The organism is Macrococcoides goetzii, assembly GCF_002742385.2.
GTDB classification, from domain to species: domain Bacteria; phylum Bacillota; class Bacilli; order Staphylococcales; family Staphylococcaceae; genus Macrococcoides; species Macrococcoides goetzii.
In genome coordinates this window covers 215,894-237,632 of the sequence record NZ_MJBI02000003.1, presented here as the reverse complement: position 1 = coordinate 237,632, position 21,739 = coordinate 215,894, and the positions used below count along the sequence as shown (strand labels likewise).

The 21,739-nt window shown below is 35.2% G+C and carries 25 protein-coding genes; 23 read left to right on the top strand and 2 right to left on the bottom strand.

From position 1 onward, the window contains the following. Positions 1-5: 5 nt before the first annotated feature. A complete protein-coding gene (locus tag BFS35_RS09125; RefSeq protein WP_099581214.1) occupies positions 6-1,499 on the bottom strand; it encodes an aldehyde dehydrogenase family protein in 1,494 nt (497 codons plus the stop codon). Between the two features lie 367 nt (positions 1,500-1,866). Here BFS35_RS09125 and BFS35_RS09120 point away from each other — a divergent pair, with 367 nt between their 5' ends. The 11 genes from BFS35_RS09120 to BFS35_RS09070 all read left to right on the top strand — a co-directional run bounded on the left by BFS35_RS09120 (position 1,867) and on the right by BFS35_RS09070 (position 8,334). Then, the gene (locus tag BFS35_RS09120) at positions 1,867-2,322 is read left to right on the top strand and encodes a C40 family peptidase (protein ID WP_099581212.1); all 456 of its coding nucleotides are present in this window, start codon (positions 1,867-1,869) and stop codon (positions 2,320-2,322) included. A gap of 91 nt (positions 2,323-2,413) precedes the next feature. Then, complete coding sequence (locus BFS35_RS09115; RefSeq protein WP_099581210.1) at positions 2,414-2,680, top strand: hypothetical protein; 267 nt, start codon at positions 2,414-2,416, stop codon at positions 2,678-2,680. Positions 2,681-2,684: 4 nt separating this feature from the next. Continuing rightward, positions 2,685-3,188, top strand: a complete 504-nt coding sequence (locus BFS35_RS09110) for a GNAT family N-acetyltransferase (RefSeq protein ID WP_099581208.1) — start codon at positions 2,685-2,687, stop codon at positions 3,186-3,188. A gap of 421 nt (positions 3,189-3,609) precedes the next feature. Continuing rightward, a complete protein-coding gene (locus BFS35_RS09105) occupies positions 3,610-4,254 on the top strand; it encodes a C40 family peptidase (protein WP_099581206.1) in 645 nt (214 codons plus the stop codon). A gap of 143 nt (positions 4,255-4,397) precedes the next feature. Beyond that, positions 4,398-4,607, top strand: coding sequence for a helix-turn-helix transcriptional regulator (locus tag BFS35_RS09100; RefSeq protein ID WP_232508185.1), 210 nt, complete (start codon positions 4,398-4,400; stop codon positions 4,605-4,607). Between the two features lies 1 nt (position 4,608). Further along, positions 4,609-5,034 (top strand): DUF2178 domain-containing protein, encoded by a 426-nt coding sequence (locus BFS35_RS09095; protein ID WP_099581204.1) that lies wholly within the window; start codon positions 4,609-4,611, stop codon positions 5,032-5,034. 236 nt (positions 5,035-5,270) lie between these two features. Beyond that, positions 5,271-5,732 (top strand): GNAT family N-acetyltransferase, encoded by a 462-nt coding sequence (locus BFS35_RS09090; protein ID WP_099581202.1) that lies wholly within the window; start codon positions 5,271-5,273, stop codon positions 5,730-5,732. A gap of 1 nt (position 5,733) precedes the next feature. Beyond that, the gene (locus BFS35_RS09085) at positions 5,734-6,249 is read left to right on the top strand and encodes a methylated-DNA--[protein]-cysteine S-methyltransferase (protein WP_099581200.1); all 516 of its coding nucleotides are present in this window, start codon (positions 5,734-5,736) and stop codon (positions 6,247-6,249) included. An 11-nt stretch (positions 6,250-6,260) separates the two neighbouring features. Beyond that, positions 6,261-6,605, top strand: coding sequence for a zinc ribbon domain-containing protein YjdM (locus BFS35_RS09080; RefSeq protein WP_146608854.1), 345 nt, complete (start codon positions 6,261-6,263; stop codon positions 6,603-6,605). Beyond that, on the top strand, positions 6,598-7,740 hold the full coding sequence (locus tag BFS35_RS09075; RefSeq protein ID WP_099581196.1) for a DUF418 domain-containing protein: 1,143 nt from the start codon (positions 6,598-6,600) through the stop codon (positions 7,738-7,740). Before BFS35_RS09080 ends, BFS35_RS09075 begins: the two co-directional genes overlap by 8 nt. Before the next feature lie 90 nt (positions 7,741-7,830). Continuing rightward, positions 7,831-8,334 carry a hypothetical protein gene (locus BFS35_RS09070; RefSeq protein WP_099581194.1) on the top strand — a complete coding sequence of 168 codons (504 nt, stop codon included), beginning with the start codon at positions 7,831-7,833 and terminating at the stop codon, positions 8,332-8,334. A gap of 159 nt (positions 8,335-8,493) precedes the next feature. On the opposite strand, the gene BFS35_RS09065 is transcribed toward BFS35_RS09070, so the two are convergent. Continuing rightward, complete coding sequence (locus BFS35_RS09065; RefSeq protein WP_099581192.1) at positions 8,494-8,871, bottom strand: hypothetical protein; 378 nt, start codon at positions 8,869-8,871, stop codon at positions 8,494-8,496. A 228-nt stretch (positions 8,872-9,099) separates the two neighbouring features. Between BFS35_RS09065 and BFS35_RS09060 the strand changes: the two genes are divergently transcribed. From BFS35_RS09060 to BFS35_RS09005, 12 genes are all read left to right on the top strand, one after another. Continuing rightward, a complete protein-coding gene (locus BFS35_RS09060; protein ID WP_099581190.1) occupies positions 9,100-10,539 on the top strand; it encodes a DHA2 family efflux MFS transporter permease subunit in 1,440 nt (479 codons plus the stop codon). A gap of 83 nt (positions 10,540-10,622) precedes the next feature. Then, on the top strand, positions 10,623-11,723 hold the full coding sequence (locus BFS35_RS09055) for a YkvI family membrane protein (protein ID WP_099581188.1): 1,101 nt from the start codon (positions 10,623-10,625) through the stop codon (positions 11,721-11,723). A gap of 86 nt (positions 11,724-11,809) precedes the next feature. After that, positions 11,810-12,841, top strand: coding sequence for an alpha/beta hydrolase (locus BFS35_RS09050; RefSeq protein WP_240628424.1), 1,032 nt, complete (start codon positions 11,810-11,812; stop codon positions 12,839-12,841). A 66-nt stretch (positions 12,842-12,907) separates the two neighbouring features. After that, the gene (locus BFS35_RS09045) at positions 12,908-13,825 is read left to right on the top strand and encodes an NAD-dependent epimerase/dehydratase family protein (RefSeq protein WP_099581187.1); all 918 of its coding nucleotides are present in this window, start codon (positions 12,908-12,910) and stop codon (positions 13,823-13,825) included. A 224-nt stretch (positions 13,826-14,049) separates the two neighbouring features. Next, positions 14,050-14,667: a DUF47 domain-containing protein gene (locus BFS35_RS09040; RefSeq protein ID WP_099581185.1), complete on the top strand. Its 618-nt coding sequence runs from the start codon at positions 14,050-14,052 to the stop codon at positions 14,665-14,667. Positions 14,668-14,678: 11 nt separating this feature from the next. Next, positions 14,679-15,689: an inorganic phosphate transporter gene (locus BFS35_RS09035; protein WP_099581183.1), complete on the top strand. Its 1,011-nt coding sequence runs from the start codon at positions 14,679-14,681 to the stop codon at positions 15,687-15,689. Between the two features lie 65 nt (positions 15,690-15,754). Continuing rightward, positions 15,755-16,288: an alpha/beta hydrolase gene (locus BFS35_RS09030; RefSeq protein WP_158554290.1), complete on the top strand. Its 534-nt coding sequence runs from the start codon at positions 15,755-15,757 to the stop codon at positions 16,286-16,288. A gap of 143 nt (positions 16,289-16,431) precedes the next feature. Beyond that, the gene (locus tag BFS35_RS09025; RefSeq protein WP_099581178.1) at positions 16,432-17,121 is read left to right on the top strand and encodes a GntR family transcriptional regulator; all 690 of its coding nucleotides are present in this window, start codon (positions 16,432-16,434) and stop codon (positions 17,119-17,121) included. Beyond that, complete coding sequence (gene gntK, locus BFS35_RS09020) at positions 17,122-18,669, top strand: gluconokinase (protein ID WP_099581176.1); 1,548 nt, start codon at positions 17,122-17,124, stop codon at positions 18,667-18,669. Between the two features lie 5 nt (positions 18,670-18,674). Continuing rightward, on the top strand, positions 18,675-20,033 hold the full coding sequence (locus tag BFS35_RS09015; protein ID WP_170137309.1) for a gluconate:H+ symporter: 1,359 nt from the start codon (positions 18,675-18,677) through the stop codon (positions 20,031-20,033). Between the two features lie 173 nt (positions 20,034-20,206). Continuing rightward, entirely contained in the window at positions 20,207-20,848 is a 642-nt protein-coding gene (locus BFS35_RS09010; RefSeq protein ID WP_099581172.1) for a Bax inhibitor-1/YccA family protein, read from the top strand. A 113-nt stretch (positions 20,849-20,961) separates the two neighbouring features. Continuing rightward, positions 20,962-21,675, top strand: coding sequence for a YebC/PmpR family DNA-binding transcriptional regulator (locus BFS35_RS09005; protein ID WP_099581170.1), 714 nt, complete (start codon positions 20,962-20,964; stop codon positions 21,673-21,675). Positions 21,676-21,739: the final 64 nt, after the last annotated feature.

The window sequence follows — 21,739 nt, the reverse complement described above, 5'->3', positions numbered from 1 at the left end:
CTAACTTATTTATAGATACCTTTTGCTGCATCAGAATAATCGATGTATAGATTTTTAACTTGTTGATAGTGACGTAAAGTTTCTTTATATGTTTCACGACCGATACCTGATTTTTTGTATCCACCGAATGGTGAGCCAGCTTGAATTTGGTTGTAAGTGTTGATCCAGATACGACCAGTATCCATTTGATTTGCAACTTGTAATGCACGGTTAATGTTAGAAGTAAAGATACCACCAGCTAAACCGTAGATTGAATCATTTGCTTTCTCGATCACTTCTTCTTGAGTTTTGAATTTAGAAACAACAACTACTGGTCCAAAAATTTCTTCTTGAACTAAACGTGATTTGTTGTCGTCGAATTCAATGATTGTTGGAGGGAAGAAGAAACCTTTATCGCGTCCATTATCCATTAAACGTTCTCCACCAGTAACGATGTTTAATCCTTCTTGCTTCGCAATTTCAATGTATTCTTCGATTTTATCGATTTGAGCTTGTCCAGTTTGAGAACCGTAGTGATTGTTTGGATCTAATGGATCACCGACATTGATTTTCTCGAAAGCGTCTTTTAATTTACCAACAAATTCATCATAGATGCCTTCTTGAACATAAAGTCTTGAACCAGCTGAACATACTTCACCTTGGTTGAATAAAATACCTAATTGTGCACCTTCAATGGCTTGCTCAATATTAGCGTCATCAAAGATAATGTTCGCTGATTTACCACCTAACTCTAAAGTAGCAGGTACTAAACGTTCAGCTGCAGCTTTTGCTACACCGTAACCAACTTCAGTAGATCCAGTGAATGAAACTTTTGCAACGTCTTCATGATTGAAGATTGCATCACCTGATTCTGAACCTTTACCACTTAATACGTTTAATACACCTTTAGGTAATACATCTTTAATTAACTCTGCTAAATGTAATAAAGAAAGTGGTGTAGATGAAGATGGCTGAATAACAACAGCGTTACCAGCAGCTAATGCAGGTGCAAGTTTCCAAGCAGCAAGTAACATTGGGAAGTTCCATGCTACAACTGCCCCGACAACACCGATAGGTTCATGTCGAATAATACTTAAAGTATTTTCAGCTAAGTCTTTATTTGTACCTTCATCTGCTAAAATTACACCCGCAAAGTAACGGAAGTGATCGGCAGCCATTGGAATATCGATATTTGCTGACTCACGAATCGCTTTACCAGAGTTCATAGATTCGATCATTGCTAAATCATCTTTATTTTCATACATAATATCTGCAATCTTATTTAATAAAGCAGCACGCTCTGTGCTTGTTGTATGTCTCCATGTTTTAAAAGCTTCACCAGCTGCTTTAACAGCTTTATCTACATCTCCTGTAGTCGCTTTTGCAATATGCGCTAAAACTTCACCTGTTGCAGGACTCTTAACTTCTAACGTTTCTTTGTTTTCTGCATCAACAAATTCTCCGTTAATAAATAAACCATATTGTTCTTTTAATATGTTACTCATGTTTTTTCCTCCCATATTTAACAGTTATTTTAATGATAGTGCTTACATAATTATAAACGATAGTAATTAAATATTGCAAAAAATCAGTTTGGACATTGAAATCAATCTAAATAAACATCATATTTATATTACATTTTGTAATATTTAATCTCAGAAAATGAATCAATCTTAATTAGTAAATGCCATTAAAGCTTGTCATATCAGGCTTTTACGAATGTTACAAAGTCTAATGCAATTTTGTAACATTGTGTCATAAAACGTATAAGTTATGTAACAAGTCTATTACAATGCACATTTCGATAATTTACGGTGTTATGATTATCTCAAGAAGTCACACAGACAATCAAACTTATAAAAGAAAATTCTGGAGGAAATATATATAATGAAAAAATTATTATTAGCAGCAGTTACATCAGCAGTAGTATTCACATCGGTACCAACGCATGACGCAGACGCAGCAACTAAAAAGACAACTTATAAAAAATACAAAAAATACAATTCATATAATGTAGCATCAGTAGCACGTTCAATCGCAGCGAACAGAGTATACGTATACGGTGCAAACAACCGTTACGCAGTAGATTGTTCAGCTTTTGCACAACAAGTTATGCGTGCAATGGGCAAATCAATCCCTCGTACAACTTATGCACAAATGGCAGCAGGGAAACGTGTTTACAATCCAAGACCTGGTGATTTAGTTTACTTCAACGGTGGAAGCCACGTAGGAGTTTACATCGGTAACGGACGTATGGTTGACGCACTTAACCCTAGAGCTGGTGTTGGTGAACGTTCAATCAGAGGATTCTACGGAACAGTTACAGGATATTACAGATTCTAATAACTTATGTTTAAAATACATCACGTAATGTGGTGTATTTTTTGTTATATAAAATTATTGCATTATAATAGAAGGAAAGGAGATTTTCACAATGATTTTAAATTATTTAATGTACATATTAATGTTAGCGATGGGAGGATATTTGATATATCTCAGTAAACAAATTGTTAATGCGAATGTGAATACGAAATACAAAAAAGAGAATTATAGAAAGTTATATTTGTATATGGGGTATACATTTATAATATTTGCAGCTATTTCATGTATTACACGTATGACAGCACCACAATATGAATTTATTATGCCTTTTACAATGATTATTATTTTGATCGTATTAAATAAAAAGTATAGGAAGTAATAATATGAAAATAAGACAGGCTACTTTGCAAGATTTAAAAGATATCATGTATACAACAGAACTAGCCTTTGAAAATGAACCGATGAGTGATAATCAGGAACATACATTGGTTGAAGAATTAATGCAATCAGATAGTTATATACCAGAATTAACATTAGTATCAACAATAGATAATAAGATAGTTGGACATATTATGTACTCAAAAATAAAAATAGATGAATATGATGGTTTGGCGATGGCACCATTATCAGTTCATCCTGATTATCAAAAACAAGGTATAGGGACTGCTTTGATGCATTATACATTATCAAAGATCCCGTTATCAGTTCCCGTCGTAATATTAGGTCATCCTAGTTATTACACTAAATTTGGTTTTATAAAAGCATCAACTTATCATATTAAAGCCCCGTTTGAAGTGCCAGATGATGTATTTATGGTAAGAGCATCAGAAGAAGTTAAAGAAAAAGGTATACAAGGAACTGTTATTTATGCAGAAGCATTTCAGTAAATGTAAGAAAATCTGATAAACTTTGAACTAAATAATAGGGTCTAGAATATTAATGTAATAAGTAATGATACAAGAAACGTGTAAAAGCGTACTGTAACAACAATGTTACAGTGCGCTTTTTTGAATTAAAGTTTCGTAATATTCTTGGATAAAGTTTACAAATTCTATATTTAAATAGCTTCTTTCTATACTATAGGTATGGGATTTTCGACAAAGTTAATAATATTACAAGGTTTGAAAAATTATATCACTTCGTTAACAAAACATTTACATCGCACTTTTTCATGTTTATCCATGTTATAGTTGGACATGTGATTACGACGAGTTGAAATTTTGTATCGAGTTCGACAAAATCACGAATTAAATCATTTAATTAAATACTATACTAATATATAAACAATTCTTGGAGGAATTAAACATTATGAAGAAAACTTTATTAACATTAACGACAGCAGCGACAGTAGCAACATTAGCACCGACGAATTCAGCAGATGCAGCAGCAGAACTAAGAACTGATATCTCTACAACTTCTACATATTCAGCACCAGTTCAAACATCAACATACTCTGCACCTACAAACACTTACGATGCACCAGTTGCACAAACATCAACAGTAAATAACACTTTTAATACTTATAACACAAATAATACAATTTCAAACATTTCTACAAGCGCAGTAACTGAAAGCACACGAGTAGTACAAAAAGCACCAACTTCAGTAGCTGTAAATAATGATGTAGCTTCAGTAGCATTATCAATTGCAGCAGGAAAATCATATGTATATGGTGCAAACTCTGCATCAGCAGTTGACTGTTCATCATTTGCACAACAAGTATTAGCAGCAATGGGTAAATCAATTCCACGTACAACTTATGCTCAAGCAGCAGCTGGTACACAAGTATCAAATCCACAACCAGGTGACTTAGTATTCTTCAACAACTACAGCCACGTAGGAGTTTATATCGGTGGTGGACAAATGGTTGATGCTTTAAACCCATCAGCAGGAATCGGTCAACGTGCAGTATCATACATCTCAGGATCAGTTGATGGATACTACAGATTCTAATTAGAACTTAATATTAATTTCAATTATCTCTCACTTGAATATTAGTGAGGGATATTTTTTTTGGAAAATTTGTGTAAAGATATCTTTACATATGATGTTAATTATTGTATATTATCTGTAAAGATATCTTTACACTTAAGTAGGTGATCACCATCGTTATCAATTATATTAAAGAACATCGGACGTCACGTAATATTTCTCAGGTTCAAATGGCCAAGGATCTAGATATTACACGCCAAACGATTAACGCAATAGAAAATCATAAGTATAATCCAAGTTTAGAACTTGCTTTAAAGCTTATGCAGTACTTCGATGTACCAATTGATGCGCTATTTAAACTGGAGGAGGATTAAAATGAAAAAAGGTATTACGCTTCGTAAACAGATTCATTATTTTCTTTTGTATCTTGTAATATTGGTACTTACAACGATGTTCATCAACTATTTCAAAAGACCAGATCAATTATATAATATAGAACAATATTGGCCATCACTTTTAGGAGCTTTTATTGGATGGGGTGTCATGTTTTATATTCAGTATAAGAAGAATCCTGGTGGTCTAGATACTAAGATTACTGATGAGAGAGACGAATTAATTGCAAATCAATATAACTCGTTAATGCTGCCTATATTATTATTTTATGTACCAATCGCATTTATTTTATACGCTATCGCAATGAGAATAGAAATGTTTTCGGTCATGTCATTTTCAATCGTTTTATGTTTGGTATTTTTCATTTATGGGATAGGTTTTTTATTATATAAGAACGCAAAGTCTTAAAATGGGAAAAACAAGTCCGATATATGACTTAAATCGGACAAGACGCACACCATAATCGCGTAAATTCAAAAAACAAGTCCGATATATGACTTAAATCGGACAAGACGTACACCATAATCGAGTAAATTCAAAAAACAAGTCCGATATACTAAAATTATCGGACTTTTTCTATTTAAACTTTATTATTTTCTTTCCTTATAATACAATCAAATAAACATATAAAGGGGTTGAGGGATATGTGGCATTATAAATTATACGAAGAGCTTAAACCTTTGGAGATTTACAAGATATATAAACTTAGGGTAGATACTTTTATCGTAGAGCAGCAGTGCTATTATGAAGAAATCGATGAGAAGGATTTATCATGCGTACATATGTATAAAGAGGTTGATGGTGTAATTGCTGCGTATGCGCGAATTATTCCTGAAGCGGATACGGTGCATATTGGTCGTGTTATCGTGCATCCTGATTTCCGTGGTACGGGTCTTGCTAAAGAACTATTGAATCAGGCGTTACAATATATTGATACACATCATCATTATTTAAACATGCATCTCCAAGGCCAGGCACATTTAGAAAGATTTTACGGTAGTTTCGGATTTAACACAGTATCTGACGTCTACTTTGTCGATTTAATTCCACATGTTGATATGGAGCGTCCTGCTTTTGGTTCGAATTCACCGTTAAAAGGAGCGTAATATGAATATTTATATTAGTCAGTTTGATATTAATGAACGCGGTTACGTATTAGCATCAAGCGACTTAGGTGTTATCTTCTTTGCAAATGATGACACGACAGAATATGTTGATCATCATATCAAGCGATTTATTCCTGATGCAGAGCGTGTAACAGGTTACCCTGCTGATGAGAAAAATAATGAGTATATAAGAGATATCGAACGTTATTTTCAAGGTGAGTTAAAGCACTTTAACTGGCCGCTTGATCTGCATGGTACTGAATTTCAGAAATCAATCTGGGATGCATTGCTACAAATTCCATTCGGTGAATCAAGAAGTTACAGTGATATCAGTGAGATGATTGATAACCCGAAAGCGATTCGTGCTGTCGGTGGTGCAATTGGTGCAAATCCTGTTATGATTGTAGTACCTTGCCATCGTGTAATTGGAAAGAGCGGTAAGCTCACTGGTTTCAGTGGTGGTTTAGATATGAAGATAGAATTATTAGTTATTGAAGGTATACCATACGTTAATTAATAGGAGGAAAAATAATGAGTTTACCAAATTGTCCGAAATGTGGTTCAGAATATACATACGAGGATGGCTTAAATTATGTATGTCCAATGTGCGCACATGAATGGCCGATTAATCCTGAAGTTGAAGAGACAGCGGTTATAAAGGATAGTGTAGGAAATATTTTAAATGATGGAGATAGTGCTACTATTATAAAAGATTTAAAGGTTAAAGGGACTTCATCCGTCATTAAGAAAGGTACGAAAGTAAAAAGTATCCGTATTATCGAACCAGAAAATGGTCATGACATTGATGGTAAAGTGGATGGCTTTGGTCAGTTAAACTTAAAAAGTGAAGTTGTGAAAAAGTTAAATGAATAAGCGTATCGATAGCCTTGATATACTTCGAGGTATGAGTATTATCGGGATATTATTTATGAATATCGTGGGCTTCCATATGAATGAAGTTTATACGAATCCTTTAGTGTATTTTAAATCGCCGCTTGATCAGTGGTTATATAAGTTAAATATTATTTTTATTCATAACTCATTTTATCCGATATTCGCGTTTTTATTTGGCTTCGGTTTAGCCATAATGGCCGAAAATATTAAAGGTCGTGGTGGTAACTTTATTCCAGTGTTATATAGAAGGATGGCAGCATTACTCGTATTTGGACTTTTACATGGTTTCTTCTTGTTCTATGGCGATATTTTAAATGTCTATGCTGTCATAGGACTTGCTGCAATAATATTTTTACTGTTTCCAAATATTATTACGCTCATCACAGCAATGATATTAATTGTATTAAATATGATGAGAGCATTACCGAGTATGTTTGCGATATTTATGCAACCGGATTTCTTCGGTAAAGAACTCGTAAGTTTTGAAACTTCACAAAATGAATGGATTAAAGTGATGTCGAGCGGTAAATTAAGCAATATTGTTCAATATAATAGTGATTTCTTCTACCAGGGTTTTGCAATTATAAATCCTGGTACAACATTGAGTTATTTCTTAACGATCATGCCTTTTATATTATTAGGGATGTATGTGAAACGTGCGAATCTTTTAAAAGAAATTACTGAACATAAAGTTACAATGCTCGTGATTTCATTTGTCTTTGCATTTGTAGGCATTATTTTGAAATATTTAATGATAGCTTATGAGATCAATGCGATGGCTTCTTATGATTTTATTTATTATGGTGGGGGATTGTTATCTATAAGCTACATTATATGGGTCACGTTACTGTGCGAGTATCCAGCAGTAAAGAAATTATTTGAGCCATTTCAACGTATGGGGAAGATGAGCTTTACATTATATATTATGCAGAGTTTATTAATGTTCATCGTATTTTATGTATTTAGACAATATGGTCAATTATCAATTGCACAAGTATATCTTGTTGCACTTGCAATCGTATTGTTCCAGATGATTTTTACAAGTATTTATTTCAAAAAGTTTAAACAGGGCCCTCTCGAATGGATTTGGCGCAAGATTACCTATTTGAAATAATGTCATTATTGCAATTAATTTTTAAAATAGGAATTTACGCGTTTCTATGTTACAATAACATGGCTATTCAATCATGAGGAGGTGCATCAAATGCGCGTAGAATTACAGGAAAAAATAGAATATTACGTGTTAAGTGGAGATTTTGAATCTGCTAAAGCATTGATGCAATCGACTGACTTTATGATGTTTGAAGAAGCATTTGTAAGTGCCTGTCATGATAGTGAATCTGTGATGTATTATACGTTTATATTAGAATGTATGAAAGATACAGAAACAGTGGAACTACACGATTTAGCATTCTTACTGTTAGTTTATCCTTTAAGTGAAGTAAACGGCGCATTTAATAGTGCATATTATCATGCAATGCGTTCAGTTGAAATGACGGATAGCAATGAAGTGAAAAGTTTGTTACAACTCTTATTCTTATATGCTGTACCAGAGCCGGTGATTACGGATAAAGAAGCATTTGATACAGCGAAACAAATATTGAAGCTTGATCCTAAAAATCAGGTGGCAAGAAATATGTTAAAGCAAGCTGCTAAAAAGTTAGATAAAGTAGTCGTTGACTTTAATCAAATATCAAAGAAAGCGTAATGACCGATGTCATTACGCTTTTGCTTTGTCTAACGCCTATTTACGGCGACTACAAAGCAACCTCGAGGCATACTTCAACAAACTCACAAAAATCAAAGAGCAATTTTTGAGGTTTGTCTCCAGTCTGCTCGAGGCTGAACGCTTTGTCTAACGCCTATTTTATTCTTCTAACCATAACTCAATCGGGACGATAATCGGGAATTGTCCACGGTCTTCAGATAGTTTTGTAATAATTGATGACGCTTTCGCATATAAAGGAATTGCAAACATGCCTTCTTCCTTCTTAATTTCTGAAATAACATCAACTTCACTGCCATCTTCACTTTGGATCAGGATTGCTGCTTCGATAACGCCATCTACTTGAGTACCAAAGTGTCCGAACATAAATGTTAATCTAAATTCATAAAGACTTGGATCTTGTTCACTTTGTTCATAATCTAATCGGTGCATTGTTGTTGGTTCTGGTGACATATCTTCAAAATCTCTTACATGCGCTTCTTTCAAGAACATATGTACAACTTGTTTGTTTAATTCCACTCTAATCGCTCCCTTAATATAAGTTATCTTCATTATAATATTATTTTACTGATTCACAAAGTTATTGATTGTATAATTATTATTTAGTTTGTAAAATTTAGTGGTAAGAATGTAATTTTATACTAACATGATGTTTTGTTATTGATTCGTATTATTTAATGTTGTAAGATGTATAGACAAATAAAAGGAGAGTATTGAGCGCTAGCTCATTATTTTTTTGGAGGAAACATGAAAAAATCAACAATTATAATGATTACTTTTTTAATTGGTGCATTCTTTACGTTCTTAAATGAAACGTTACTGAATATCGCATTAACGGAATTAATGCGCGTATTTAATGTAGATGCACCTACCGTTCAGTGGCTGGCTACTGGATTTATGCTGGTGATGGGCGTATTGATGCCGTTATCTGCATCACTTATACAATGGTTTACAACGAGGCAGTTGTTTATCGGATTAATGTCTTTATTTTTAATCGGTACATTGATTGCAGGTTTTGCTGTCAACTTCCCAATGATTCTTGCTGGTCGTATGATACAGGCTGCAGGTACAGGATTACTTATTCCAACAATCATGAACGCGATGCTGAATTTATTTCCGCCGCATGAGCGTGGTAAAGTAATGGGGAATTTTGGTCTTGTGATGATGTTCGCACCAGCGATTGGTCCGACGTTATCAGGCGTTATCGTTGATACTTTAGGCTGGCGCTGGTTATTCTTCTCGGTTGTGCCATTTGTCATCTTCTCAATTATATTTGCTATGCGTTACCTGGAAAATGTCGGTGAAGTAACGAAACCGAAGATTGATATTTTATCTGTCGTGTTATCGACTATTGGTGTAGCTGGTATCATTTATGGGTTCAGTTCAGTAAGTACTGCTAAAGGTGGATTTGGTAATCCGATGATTCTTACATTTATTATTGTCGGAATTGTAGCGATGGTATTGTTTGCATTAAGACAACGTAAACTTGCTGATCCATTACTTGATCTTTCTGTATTTAAATATGCAAACTACGCACGTGGGATGTTCATCTTTGTTGTCGTTGTAATGGCTATGTTTGCTTCAGAAATCGTGATGCCGATGTATTTACAAGGTCCGATGGCATTTAGTGCAAAAGTGGCAGGTATGATTTTATTACCCGGGGCATTATTAAATGGTGCGATGAGTCCGGTTATGGGACGTATCTTTGATAAACTAGGGCCAAGAAAAATGATTATTCCTGGAATGTTTGTTCTGGCACTCGTCATGTTATTCTATTCAACCATTCATCCTGGTATCAGCGTGTATGTCTTTATCATTGTCTATATGGTATTAATGGTGAGCATTTCAATGATTATGATGCCGAGTCAAACGAATGCAATCAATCAGTTACCGAAGAAACTATACCCGCATGGTACGGCAATCGGTAATATGATTCAGCCAATTGCTGGCGCAATGGGTATTTCAGTGTTCGTAAGTATTATGACGCATGGTCAAAAGAAAGCGCTAGAAGGGATATCAAACCCTACGATGACTCAAGTTAACGAAGCATTAACGACAGGCGTGCATCATGCATATTGGTTTGCGATTGCCTTAACAGTTATCGGTTTAATCACAGCATTATTTATTACGAAATCTGTGGCACCTGAGGGTGAAACGTTCGGACTTCCGGAAGAACATTCAAAATAATGTTTTATTATTATAATAGCAGGGTAAACAAACATGTCTGTCTTAACAGGCATGTTTTTTAAATACGATAAAGGAGAGTTTTGATGAGTAAAAATAATATAGAAGCAATAAAAATTGGCTTCGCGTATGTAGGTGTTATTGTAGGTGCAGGTTTTTCTACAGGTCAAGAAGTTTTAACATTTTTTACGAACTATGGTATATATAGTTACCTTGCTATATTAATCGCTGGCTTGATGCTCACTTTCTTTGGACGCCAAACTGTAAAGTTAGGTTATGGTTTAGATGCAGAGAATCATGAATCTACGATTCAATACCTATTTGGTAAAAAATTTGGAAAAGTGATTGACTATCTTTTAGTATTTTTCTTATATGGTTTAGCTACAATCATGATTGCTGGTGCAGGTAGTGCAGCACATGAAAGTTTTGGTCTACCTATATGGTTAGGATCACTAATTATGGTAATAGCGATTATTATTACTTTATTATTAGATTTTAGTAAAATAATTGGTGCGTTAGGTATGGTAACACCTTTTTTAATAATTGTAGTAACTACGATTGCTGTATATTATTTCTTTAAAGGTTCGATATCATTTGGAGAGATTCAAAGTCATATTAATACTGATAAACAACCATTTAAACTTTCATTCTTACCAGAAAGTTCATTGTGGTGGTGGTCAGGACTTAATTATGGAGGTCTTGCTTTTGCAAGTGGATTTAGTATACTCGCAGCGATAGGTGGAGACGCTAGTCGTATGAAAGTTGCAGGAAAAGGTGCAACAATTGGTGGAATTACGTTATTAATACTATTATTGATGGTGAACTCAGGATTATTAAGTGAATTAGATAAGATTAATAATTCTGCAATACCAACATTAATATTAGGTAAAGCGATTCATCCAATTCTTGGAATTGCTTTAAGTATAATTATGTTGATGGTAATATATAATACGATTGCAGGATTAATGTACTCATTTATTGCAAGATTTTCTGAACCATATTCTAAAAAATATAAAATAATGCTATTTAGTTTAATGGGACTATCATACTTATTAAGTTTTGTAGGATTTTCTAAATTAGTACAAACTGCTTATCCATTATTAGGCTATGTCGGTATTATTTTATGTATCGGTATTGCAAAGAAATATTTTGATCGAAAGAAAAAAGGTAAAAATCATATCGCATAAAGATAAAATGGGGATTGCCCCATTTTATTTTTTTATCATTTTAGGTGTTATGCTATAATAATGACCTATGAGAAAGGGCGGTTGCATTGAAGAAAAGATATTTAATTTACATAATTTTAATTGCGTTGATAACGATGGGAATCAGTGTAATGATGGGCTGGCATATTAATGATGATGCGAGATTATCAGAAAATGCTTTACTGAATGAACGAGCGATAGAAGCTTCAAATGTAAAGATGCTAAGAAACGTTACATATAGTGATATTGCCCCGTTATCACAGATGGATATCATTATGCCGAAAAACATCAAAAAAGGTGATAAATTACCGCTTATTATATGGACACACGGTGGTGGATTTATTGCTGGAGATAAACGCCATAAAAATCCGTATCTTGCACAGATTGCAGAGAAGGGATTTATTGTAGCGAATATCAATTATGCATTGGCACCGGGAAACCAATATCCAACACCTATTCTGCAGGAATTAGCAGCGGCAAAATTCTTAAAGAAAAATGATCATCAATTACCGATTGATTTTACTCAGATTATCATCGGTGGTGATTCTGCTGGTGCTCAAATTGCAAGTCAGTTTGCAGCGATGCATACGAATAATAAACTGATGCATGATATGCAGCAAAAGCCTGTGTTTAAAGCCAATCAACTGAAAGCAGTAGTATTGTTTGGAGGGCTATATAATATGCAGACTGTGCGTGCGACAAAGTTCCCGCGTATAGAACTGTTTATGGAGAGCTATACCGGTGAAAAGTATTGGGAGAAGCAATTCAAACCGATTGAGCAGCTCAGTACGACAGCAAATATTACGAAGCGATATCCACCGACCTTTCTAACGGTTGGCGATGCTGATCCATTTGATTCTCAAGCGCATGAACTGGTGAAAGTGCTAAAAGCAAACAATGTACCATACGCCTATTCATTTTTTGATGGCACGCATGGATTACGCCATCAATATCAGTTTCATATGGAGCTGAAAGAATCTCGTCTGACATATCGTAAACTCATGATGTTTCTCGGTAATCATACAAGTCAGTCACCTTATTCATCAAATACTGTAAAAGAAAAGATACCTGAAATTAAGATGAAGCAGGCTAAAAATTAATAAATCATTTTTATGCAGATAAGAAATTGGGTACAATATAAGAAATAACCGTATGGAGGTCAAAAGATGAAACCACGTTTACTACTAACAGGTGCGACAGGTTATATCGGTAAAAACTTATATGAGTATTTAAAAGATGATTTTGAAATTTATGCGATGAGTAAATATCCTGCTGAAGACAGCAAAGCAGATATGCATTGGGTCACAGGAGATATGTTCTCATTGAATGACTGTATAGATGCACTCGGTCAAGTGGACTTTGGTGTATATTTTTTAGACCCGACAAAACGCTCTAACAAGCTGAATGATGCGACGTTTCAGGATATTAATGCAATCAGTGCTGATAACTTTGCACGTGCAGCAGAAGCGACAAACTTAAAGGCGATCATTTACGTGAGTGGTACAGGTGAGGATGAAGAAACGATTAATATCCTGAAAAGCTATAAAACACCAGTTCAAATTACAAAGACACCCGTTAAACGAAAAGGTATCGTTGCGCAAACCCAAAACTCTAAATCGAATGATGTCCGTAGCATTCAGCGTACATTAATGCCTTCCAGCTGGACGGTTGAACGTGTGAGTAAACATTACTTTGCATGGTTAAGTGACATGGCACTGGACTTTGTAGAAGTAAAAGAAAATGACGGTCGCTTTGAAATATATGGTGTTAAGAAGCATATATTAACGCTTGAAAAAGATGATGAGAAATCTGATGACAATCGCATTGTCTATAATATAACAGGCGGTGTATTACATCATGCACACGTTGATAGTAGGGCACGTATGGAATTCAGACGACTAAAAGGTACGGATACGTTAATCATTGCGCTACATGATTATGAGCCGACGTTACCATGGCTTGTTTATATGCTTACGCAGGCACCAATCCATCATTTGACGATGAAGATATTTGATGTGGAGATGCGTATCGAACGTTTCCAGGAAGAAAAGGAAAAAGGTATTGAGAAGAAATATACAAAATAAAGGCAAAATGGCATCCTGATGTACTATGCATCAGGGTGTCTATTTTTTTACTTTTCAGACAAATTTACAATACTGAAACACTAAATTTACAATACTGTAATATAGTAAACGTTTACTATAAATAGTTTACTTTATTTTTACAAAACACTATGCTTTCACTGTTTTTTCCTATAGAATATCGTTGTAGTCATAAAAAATGTTTTTTATTAATGGGAGGATTTAAAATGTTTAACAGAAAGAAAGATAAGTTTGCAGTGCAATTAGAAGCGATGGCAGAAAATCTGGATCGTGCAGCGATTGCATTTGGTGAGATGACGTTTCATAATGCGTTTGATCTGAAAAAATATGCAGACAATATTAAGGCGTTCGAAAAAAATGGTGATGAGTTAATGCACCAGATGATTTCAGACTTAAATCAAACATTTATTACACCGATTGAACGTGAAGATATTCTGGCATTATCTAATGCCATCGATGATGTTATGGATGGGATGGAAGAAACGTCAGCGATGTTTGAAATGTATTCTATCGAATATTCAGATGAGTATATGGCTGAATTTGTTCAGAACATTCAAGGTTGTACAAAGGAAATTAAAACAGCAGTGACACTTGTTGCTGAGAAGAAGTTATCTCATGTGCGTGTACACTCTATTAATATTAAAGAGCATGAAACAAACTGTGATGGTATTTTAAGACAATCAATTAAACATATCTTATCTGTAGAAACAGATCCTTTAACTGTGATGAAAGTTAAAGACATCTATCAGTCTTTAGAAGATATCGCTGATAAATGTCAGGCAGTAGCAAATATACTTGAATCAATTATTATGAAAAATAGTTAAGGAGCATTTTTATGGAACCGATTATTATTTTTACGTTTGCGATTGTGTTCTTCGCGTTAGCCTTTGACTTTATCAATGGTTTCCACGATACGGCAAATGCAATTGCAACAGCAGTATCTACTAAAGCGTTAAAGCCTCGTCATGCAATCTTTATGGCAGCAGTGCTGAATTTTGTTGGTGCGATTCTGTTCCACGGAGTTGCAAAAACAGTAACAAAAGATATCGTTGACCCGTTTACGTTACAAAATGGTCAAGTTGTTATCCTTGCAGCATTAATTAGTGCAATCACTTGGAACTTACTTACTTGGTATTATGGAATTCCAAGTTCATCATCTCATACATTAATCGGATCAATTGCAGGTGCTGCAGTTGCCTCTGGTGGATTTGGCATATTAGAATATGCTGGATTTACGAAAATTGTTGTCGGATTAATTATTTCACCACTACTTGCATTTATTGTCGGATATATTATGTATACGATTATTAAAACAGTATTTAAAAATGCGAATCTGACTAAAACAAATCGTAGTTTCAGAGTTGTACAAATCTTTACAGCAGCAGCGCAAGCTTTCGCACATGGTTCCAATGATGCACAAAAAGCGATGGGGATTATTACGATGGCATTAATCTCTGCGGGTATGCAAACAGGTAGTACTGAACCACAATGGTGGGTACAGTTATCATGTGCTGCAGCAATGGGACTTGGTACAGCAGTTGGTGGATGGAAGATTATTAAAACTGTTGGTGGTAACATTATGAAGATCAGACCAGCAAACGGTGTTGCGGCAGATTTATCATCAGCTTTTATTATCTTTAGCGCTACTTATACACATTTACCAGTTTCGACGACACACGTTGTTTCGTCATCAATTTTAGGTGTCGGGTCAAGTCACCGTGTGAAAGGTGTAAAATGGACAACAGCACAACGTATGATCATTACTTGGGTAATTACGATGCCAATTTCAGCTTTACTTGCAGCAATTGTTTTTTATATCGCTAATTTTGTTACACATATCTTTTAATTAAATGATACATATTCGGGTAAACTAATATTAGTTTATCCGAATTTTTTTATGGAGGGATGAAGATGAAACACATTGTATTTGTGCATAGTGCCGGCGTACAGTCGGTAACGAGTGGTAGTAATCCGCTCATCAGAAAGACGAAAGAAGAGATACCGGAATACACCTGGCATGCAAGTGATTATCCAAGAGACATCGGACAAATTTATGATAACTGGGTGAAAGTATTCATACAGAGTTTAGCTGAAGTACCGATGGATGAACCGGTTATATTAATTGGTCATTCGTTTGGTGGCACGGTTATTACAAAATATTTAACCGAAAACACAGTACAGCACAACATCGAAAAAGTAATCATGATTGGTTCACCATATTTCGGCTGCGATGAGAAATTTAGTGATCCACAAAATATCATAACTGGTGAATTAAAAGTAGCAGCCCCCTTATATCATATACAGTCAGAAGATGATGACCGCGTAAATATCAGTCATCAGAAATGCTGGCAAGAAAAGTTCCCGGAAATTCAGTTGATTACAGAACAAAGTGGCAAACATGAATTCCATGATGGTATTCAAGCCCTCAATCAACTTTTAAAATAGAAATATTTACACGGTTTAATGTTTAAACCGTGTATTTTTTATATCTTTTTTAGTGACAATTTTGTAAACGCTTCAAAGTAACCGTTTACAAAAATAAAACTTTAAAGTAATATACTTGTATACAAGTAGACGAGGTGGAAAGAATGCTACCGAAACAGTGGATAGAAAATTTATCGTCAGGCGAACGTATCGCTTTTCATTTAAGACATAAGATTATTTCAGGTGAGTTAAAAGGTAACGAAAAACTTTCTGAGAATCAATTAGCCACATTATATGATGTGAGTCGGTCACCTATACGTGATGCATTAAAGATTCTCGCAAATGATCACCTGATTCGATTAGAACGTATGGGTGCTGTAGTATGCGCTTTATCGGATAAAGATATTCAGGAACTGTACGATATGCGTATTATGATTGAAGGATTTGCATTTGAGAAAATTGAGCAGACAACAATCGATACATTAGTGCTCGAACTTGAAAAGAAACTTGAGATGATGCGTGTTGCAGTTAAATTTAATGATGCTGCAGAATTTGCGATGCAGGATATTTTATTTCATCAGACGATGATTGAATCCATTCATCATCAGCAGTTAGAAAAACTATGGCATGCGATTAAACCCAATATGTTAATCCTTAATCTCATTTCAATGCAGCAACGAATGAATGAAGATAAAGCAGATTTTGAACGAATATTTAATAATCATGAGATGTATATTAAAGCAGTACGTACTCAGGACAGAAAGTTATATAAGAAAGTGCTGCATATTAATTTTGATGATTTAAATGATGAGGTGGATGATTTATTCTACTCTCAAACAAAGGAGGATATTTAAATGTATATGATCGGTGTTGATATCGGTACGACAAGTACGAAGAGTGTACTTTATAACATGCGTGGAGAAATCGTTGCAGTCCATCATAAAGAATATCCCTTACTTACCCCACATAGTGATATAGCTGAGCAAGATGTCCAGCAAATATTTGACGCGGTGATAGAGACGATTGCTCACGTTGTAAAGATAAGTAAAGCTAAAGAAGGTGAAATAGCTTTTGTAAGTTTTTCGAGTGCGATGCATAGTCTGATATTAATGGATGAGGCACATCAACCACTGACGAATAGTATTACATGGGCCGATAATCGTAGCTATAAATACAGCGAACTACTCAATCGAAAATATGATGGTCTATCTATTTATCAGCGCACAGGTACACCGATTCACCCAATGAGTCCATTAAGTAAACTGATGTGGTTTAAACATGAAGATGTAAATACATTTCGTGCTGCGAATAAATTTATCGGCATTAAAGGATATGTGTTCTTCAAATTATTTAATCGTTATGTAGAAGATTATTCGATATTAACTGCGACAGGATTATTTAATATCAATACGTTAGACTATGATGAAGCCGTGCTTGAGCTCCTGGGACTTACAAAAGACAATTTCTCAGAAGCGGTAGATACAACAGAAGTCATTACCGGACTTAATGTTGAATATGCTAAACAAATGGGGATTAGCCCTGATACGCCATTTGTCATTGGAGCAAGTGACGGTGTATTAAGTAATTTAGGTGTTGATGCCTTCAAACCTGGAGAAGTTGCTGTAACAATCGGTACGAGTGGGGCCATTCGTACTGTTATAGATGCACCGAAGACAGATGCACACGGCAGATTATTTTGCTATGCCTTAACGAAAGATAAGTGGGTTATTGGCGGACCGGTGAATAATGGTGGCGTCGTGTTACGCTGGATTCGTGATGAATTTGCATCCAGTGAAGTAGAAACTGCAAAACGTCTAGGTATAGATAGCTATGAAGTGCTTACAAAGATTGCTGAACGTGTACCACCAGCGAGTAATGGGTTGATCTTCCATCCATTTTTAGCCGGAGAACGTGCACCTTACTGGAATGCCAATGTACGCGGTTCATTCTTCGGCCTGACATTATCACATAAAAAAGAGCATATGATACGTGCAGCTTTAGAAGGTGTTATCTTTAATCTATATACTGTATTTATCGCATTAGGTGTATTGATGGATGGGGAAGTAAAGACGTTGAAAGCAACAGGTGGTTTTGCGAAAAGTGCACTCTGGCGACAAATGATGGCTGATATATTTGAACATGAAGTGATTGTACCGGAAAGTGTTGAAAGTTCTTGTTTAGGCGCAGTTACACTTGGACAAGTGGCACTTGGTATTAAACCGGATTTCAGTCATATCAGTGATATGGTGGGCGTAACAAAACCACACAAACCGATTCACGAGCATGTAGTGATCTACCGTGAAATATTACCGATTTATATGAAAGTAACGAATCAATTGATGGATGTTTATCTAGATATGGCAAACTTCCAGAGAAATCATGAAGGGAATGAAACAGAATGAATTTTATGACAGCACAATGGCCGCTAATCACGGTATTTATCGCAATACTTCTACTGTTATTTCTTATTATGGGACTGAAGTTAAATACCTTTATCTCATTAATTGTTACAGCATTTACGACAGCATTGTTATTAGGGATGCCGCTAGATAAAGTAGTGGCAACAATAGAGGCAGGTATGGGAGGAACGCTTGGACATATCGCACTTATCTTTGGACTTGGTGCGATGCTCGGGAAATTACTTGCTGATGGTGGTGGTGCAACGCGTATCGCGCACACATTGATCGACAAGTTTGGTTTAAAACATATTCAGTGGGCTGTTGTCGTTGCATCATTTATTATTGGTATCGCATTATTCTTTGAAGTTGGATTAGTTTTGCTTATTCCAATCGTCTATACAATCGCAAAAGAAACGAAATTACCAGCACTTTATTTAGGTATTCCAATGGCGGCAGCATTATCAGTAACACACGGATTCTTACCGCCCCATCCAGGGCCGGTTATGATCGCCAAAGAATATGGTGCAAATTTAGGTGAAGTATTATTATATGGTTTTATTATCGGAATACCGGTTGCAATAATTGCGGGACCAATCTTCAATAAAATTGCTCAGAAAATTGCACCGACTGCTTATACACGTGAAGGTGATATTTCATCACTCGGTAAAAATGTACATTTTAAAATTGAAGACACACCAGGATTTTTTATCAGTACATTAACTGCTTTATTCCCGGTTATCTTAATGTTAATTGCTACAGTAGTGAAATTGATTGTTGAAGCGGGTGGCGTAGCACCAAATGCATTGATGAAAACCATCTACTTAATTGGTGATGCATCAACAGCAATGTTGATTTCAATTATATTAGCGATATTTACGATGGGATTAAATCGCGGCAGACAAATGAAAGATGTAATGCAGTCAGTGACAGATGCCATCTATCCAATCGGGATGATGATCTTGATTATCGGTGCAGGTGGCGCTTTCAAACAAGTCTTGATTGATGGCGGTGTCGGTAAACATGTTGAAACTTTATTTACGCATTCAGACTTCTCTCCAATATTACTAGCATGGCTGGTTGCAGCAATATTACGTATCGCTTTAGGGTCAGCGACAGTTGCTGCGATATCAACGACAGGTATCGTTATTCCAATCCTTGAATCAAGTGATGTGAATTTAGCGCTCGTTGTACTGGCAACAGGTGCAGGTAGTGTTATTGCCTCTCATGTCAATGATGCAGGATTCTGGATGTTTAAAGAGTACTTTGGATTAACTGTGAAAGAAACAGTGTTAACATGGACATTGCTTGAAACAATTATTTCAGTGAGTGGACTCATCTTTATCTTAATATTTAGTATGTTTGTTTAGATAAGACAGCCTTCGGGTTGTCTTTTTTACTATGAGTATTAATTTAATATATTGATTGCCCATCCTTATAGTATTGAGTTTAACTATAAAGTCCACAATATTTGTGTAATATGACGAAACAAAGTACAATGATATATACAAAAATAATAATTTTTAAAAGAATGAGGGATTTAATGAATAATTATAGTTATCAGGCTCCACGACAAATGTCACATGGCTCTGCAATAAGAAATGCATGGCTTTATTTCATGTATTACTGGGTGATTTTTGCAGCTGGAACGTTTGTCGGACAGTTCGTGCCACCAGGTATGCGTATGATGGTTTCAGTCTTAATATTCGCTTTAGTATTCATTTCTTTATTTGTTAAAGCTTCAAGAAAATTTGGCGCAGTCATTTCAAACGTAATGGCATTTGCACTTGGCGTAGTAAGTTATGCTTCATTTATGTATTATATCGGCACGCTTGGGCCAACTGTATTCTATCAGAACGTAGGGTTAGCAATTGGTGCGTTCTTAGCATTCGGTGCAATGGGTTACTTTGTTGTTGGTGATGCAACAAACTTAGGACGTCTATTATTCCCGGCGCTTATTGTATTAGTATTAGCAAGTTTTGCTGGAATCTTCATTCAGATTCCGATGTTTCATCTCGTGATTACGATTGCGGGTCTTGCGATTTTCTTACTATATACAATCTATGATTTTAACAGAATGAAACGTGGTCAATTTTCACCACGTGAAATGGGCTTTAACTTATTTATTAACTTATTAAATATCATCATGGATATTTTACGTTTAGCAAGTATTTTAAAAGATTAGTATTAAAGAATTTTGAGGATACACGTTTGTCGTGTTTCCTTTTTTTTGTTTTGTGCTATTGAAAATATAAGTGTATAATAATGACATATTAATTTGAAAGAAGCGTGTATATAATGGGTCGTAAGTGGAATAATATTAAAGATAAGAAAGCAGCAAAAGATAAAAATACAAGTCGTATTTATGCAAAATTTGGGCGTGAGATTTATGTTGCTGCAAAATCTGGTGAACCAGATCCAGAATCAAACCAAAATTTAAAATTCGTACTTGAACGTGCCAAAACATATTCTGTGCCAAAACATATCATCGATCGTGCCATTGAAAAAGCTAAAGGTGGCGGCGAAGAGGATTTCGATGAATTACGCTATGAAGGATTCGGGCCAGGTGGATCAATGTTAATCGTTGATGCGTTAACGAATAACGTTAACCGTACAGCAAGTGATGTGCGTGCAGCTTTCGGTAAGAATGGCGGTAACATGGGTGTTTCTGGTTCAGTAAGCTATATGTTCGAAAACACTGCAGTATTTGGTTTTGATGGTAAGACAGCTGACGAAACATTAGAATTATTAATGGAAGCCGATATCGATGTCCGTGACGTGTTAGAAGAAGATGGACACGTAATCGTTTATGCTGAACCTGATCAATTTGCAGCTGTACAAAATGCTTTAAAAGAAGCAGGCGTTGAAGAGTTTACAGTAGCAGAGCTTTCTATGCTTGCACAAAACGAATTACAGTTATCAGATGCGGACTTAGAAGTATTTGAGAAACTAGTCGATGCAATCGAAGATTTAGAAGATGTACAAACAGTGCATCACAATGTAGAATTATAATTGATTTAAAGTCAGGATGAATCCTGACTTATTTTTATGCAAAATAAAATCGTACAGGTGATAA

Bases quoted from the DNA above. Each gene is read 5' to 3' on its own strand.
- BFS35_RS09090 (WP_099581202.1), top strand. From the start codon at position 5,271: ATGTGGCATTATAAATTATACGAAGAGCTTAAACCTTTGGAGATTTAC.
- BFS35_RS09060 (WP_099581190.1), top strand. From the start codon at position 9,100: ATGAAAAAATCAACAATTATAATGATTACTTTTTTAATTGGTGCATTC.
- gntK (WP_099581176.1), top strand. From the start codon at position 17,122: ATGTATATGATCGGTGTTGATATCGGTACGACAAGTACGAAGAGTGTA.
- BFS35_RS09085 (WP_099581200.1), top strand. From the start codon at position 5,734: ATGAATATTTATATTAGTCAGTTTGATATTAATGAACGCGGTTACGTA.
- BFS35_RS09030 (WP_158554290.1), top strand. From the start codon at position 15,755: ATGAAACACATTGTATTTGTGCATAGTGCCGGCGTACAGTCGGTAACG.
- BFS35_RS09015 (WP_170137309.1), top strand. From the start codon at position 18,675: ATGACAGCACAATGGCCGCTAATCACGGTATTTATCGCAATACTTCTA.
- BFS35_RS09075 (WP_099581196.1), top strand. From the start codon at position 6,598: ATGAATAAGCGTATCGATAGCCTTGATATACTTCGAGGTATGAGTATT.
- BFS35_RS09010 (WP_099581172.1), top strand. From the start codon at position 20,207: ATGAATAATTATAGTTATCAGGCTCCACGACAAATGTCACATGGCTCT.
- BFS35_RS09095 (WP_099581204.1), top strand. From the start codon at position 4,609: ATGAAAAAAGGTATTACGCTTCGTAAACAGATTCATTATTTTCTTTTG.
- BFS35_RS09070 (WP_099581194.1), top strand. From the start codon at position 7,831: ATGCGCGTAGAATTACAGGAAAAAATAGAATATTACGTGTTAAGTGGA.
- BFS35_RS09005 (WP_099581170.1), top strand. From the start codon at position 20,962: ATGGGTCGTAAGTGGAATAATATTAAAGATAAGAAAGCAGCAAAAGAT.
- BFS35_RS09105 (WP_099581206.1), top strand. From the start codon at position 3,610: ATGAAGAAAACTTTATTAACATTAACGACAGCAGCGACAGTAGCAACA.
- BFS35_RS09110 (WP_099581208.1), top strand. From the start codon at position 2,685: ATGAAAATAAGACAGGCTACTTTGCAAGATTTAAAAGATATCATGTAT.
- BFS35_RS09125 (WP_099581214.1), bottom strand. From the start codon at position 1,499: ATGGGAGGAAAAAACATGAGTAACATATTAAAAGAACAATATGGTTTA.
- BFS35_RS09035 (WP_099581183.1), top strand. From the start codon at position 14,679: ATGGAACCGATTATTATTTTTACGTTTGCGATTGTGTTCTTCGCGTTA.
- BFS35_RS09055 (WP_099581188.1), top strand. From the start codon at position 10,623: ATGAGTAAAAATAATATAGAAGCAATAAAAATTGGCTTCGCGTATGTA.
- BFS35_RS09040 (WP_099581185.1), top strand. From the start codon at position 14,050: ATGTTTAACAGAAAGAAAGATAAGTTTGCAGTGCAATTAGAAGCGATG.
- BFS35_RS09120 (WP_099581212.1), top strand. From the start codon at position 1,867: ATGAAAAAATTATTATTAGCAGCAGTTACATCAGCAGTAGTATTCACA.
- BFS35_RS09115 (WP_099581210.1), top strand. From the start codon at position 2,414: ATGATTTTAAATTATTTAATGTACATATTAATGTTAGCGATGGGAGGA.
- BFS35_RS09025 (WP_099581178.1), top strand. From the start codon at position 16,432: ATGCTACCGAAACAGTGGATAGAAAATTTATCGTCAGGCGAACGTATC.
- BFS35_RS09045 (WP_099581187.1), top strand. From the start codon at position 12,908: ATGAAACCACGTTTACTACTAACAGGTGCGACAGGTTATATCGGTAAA.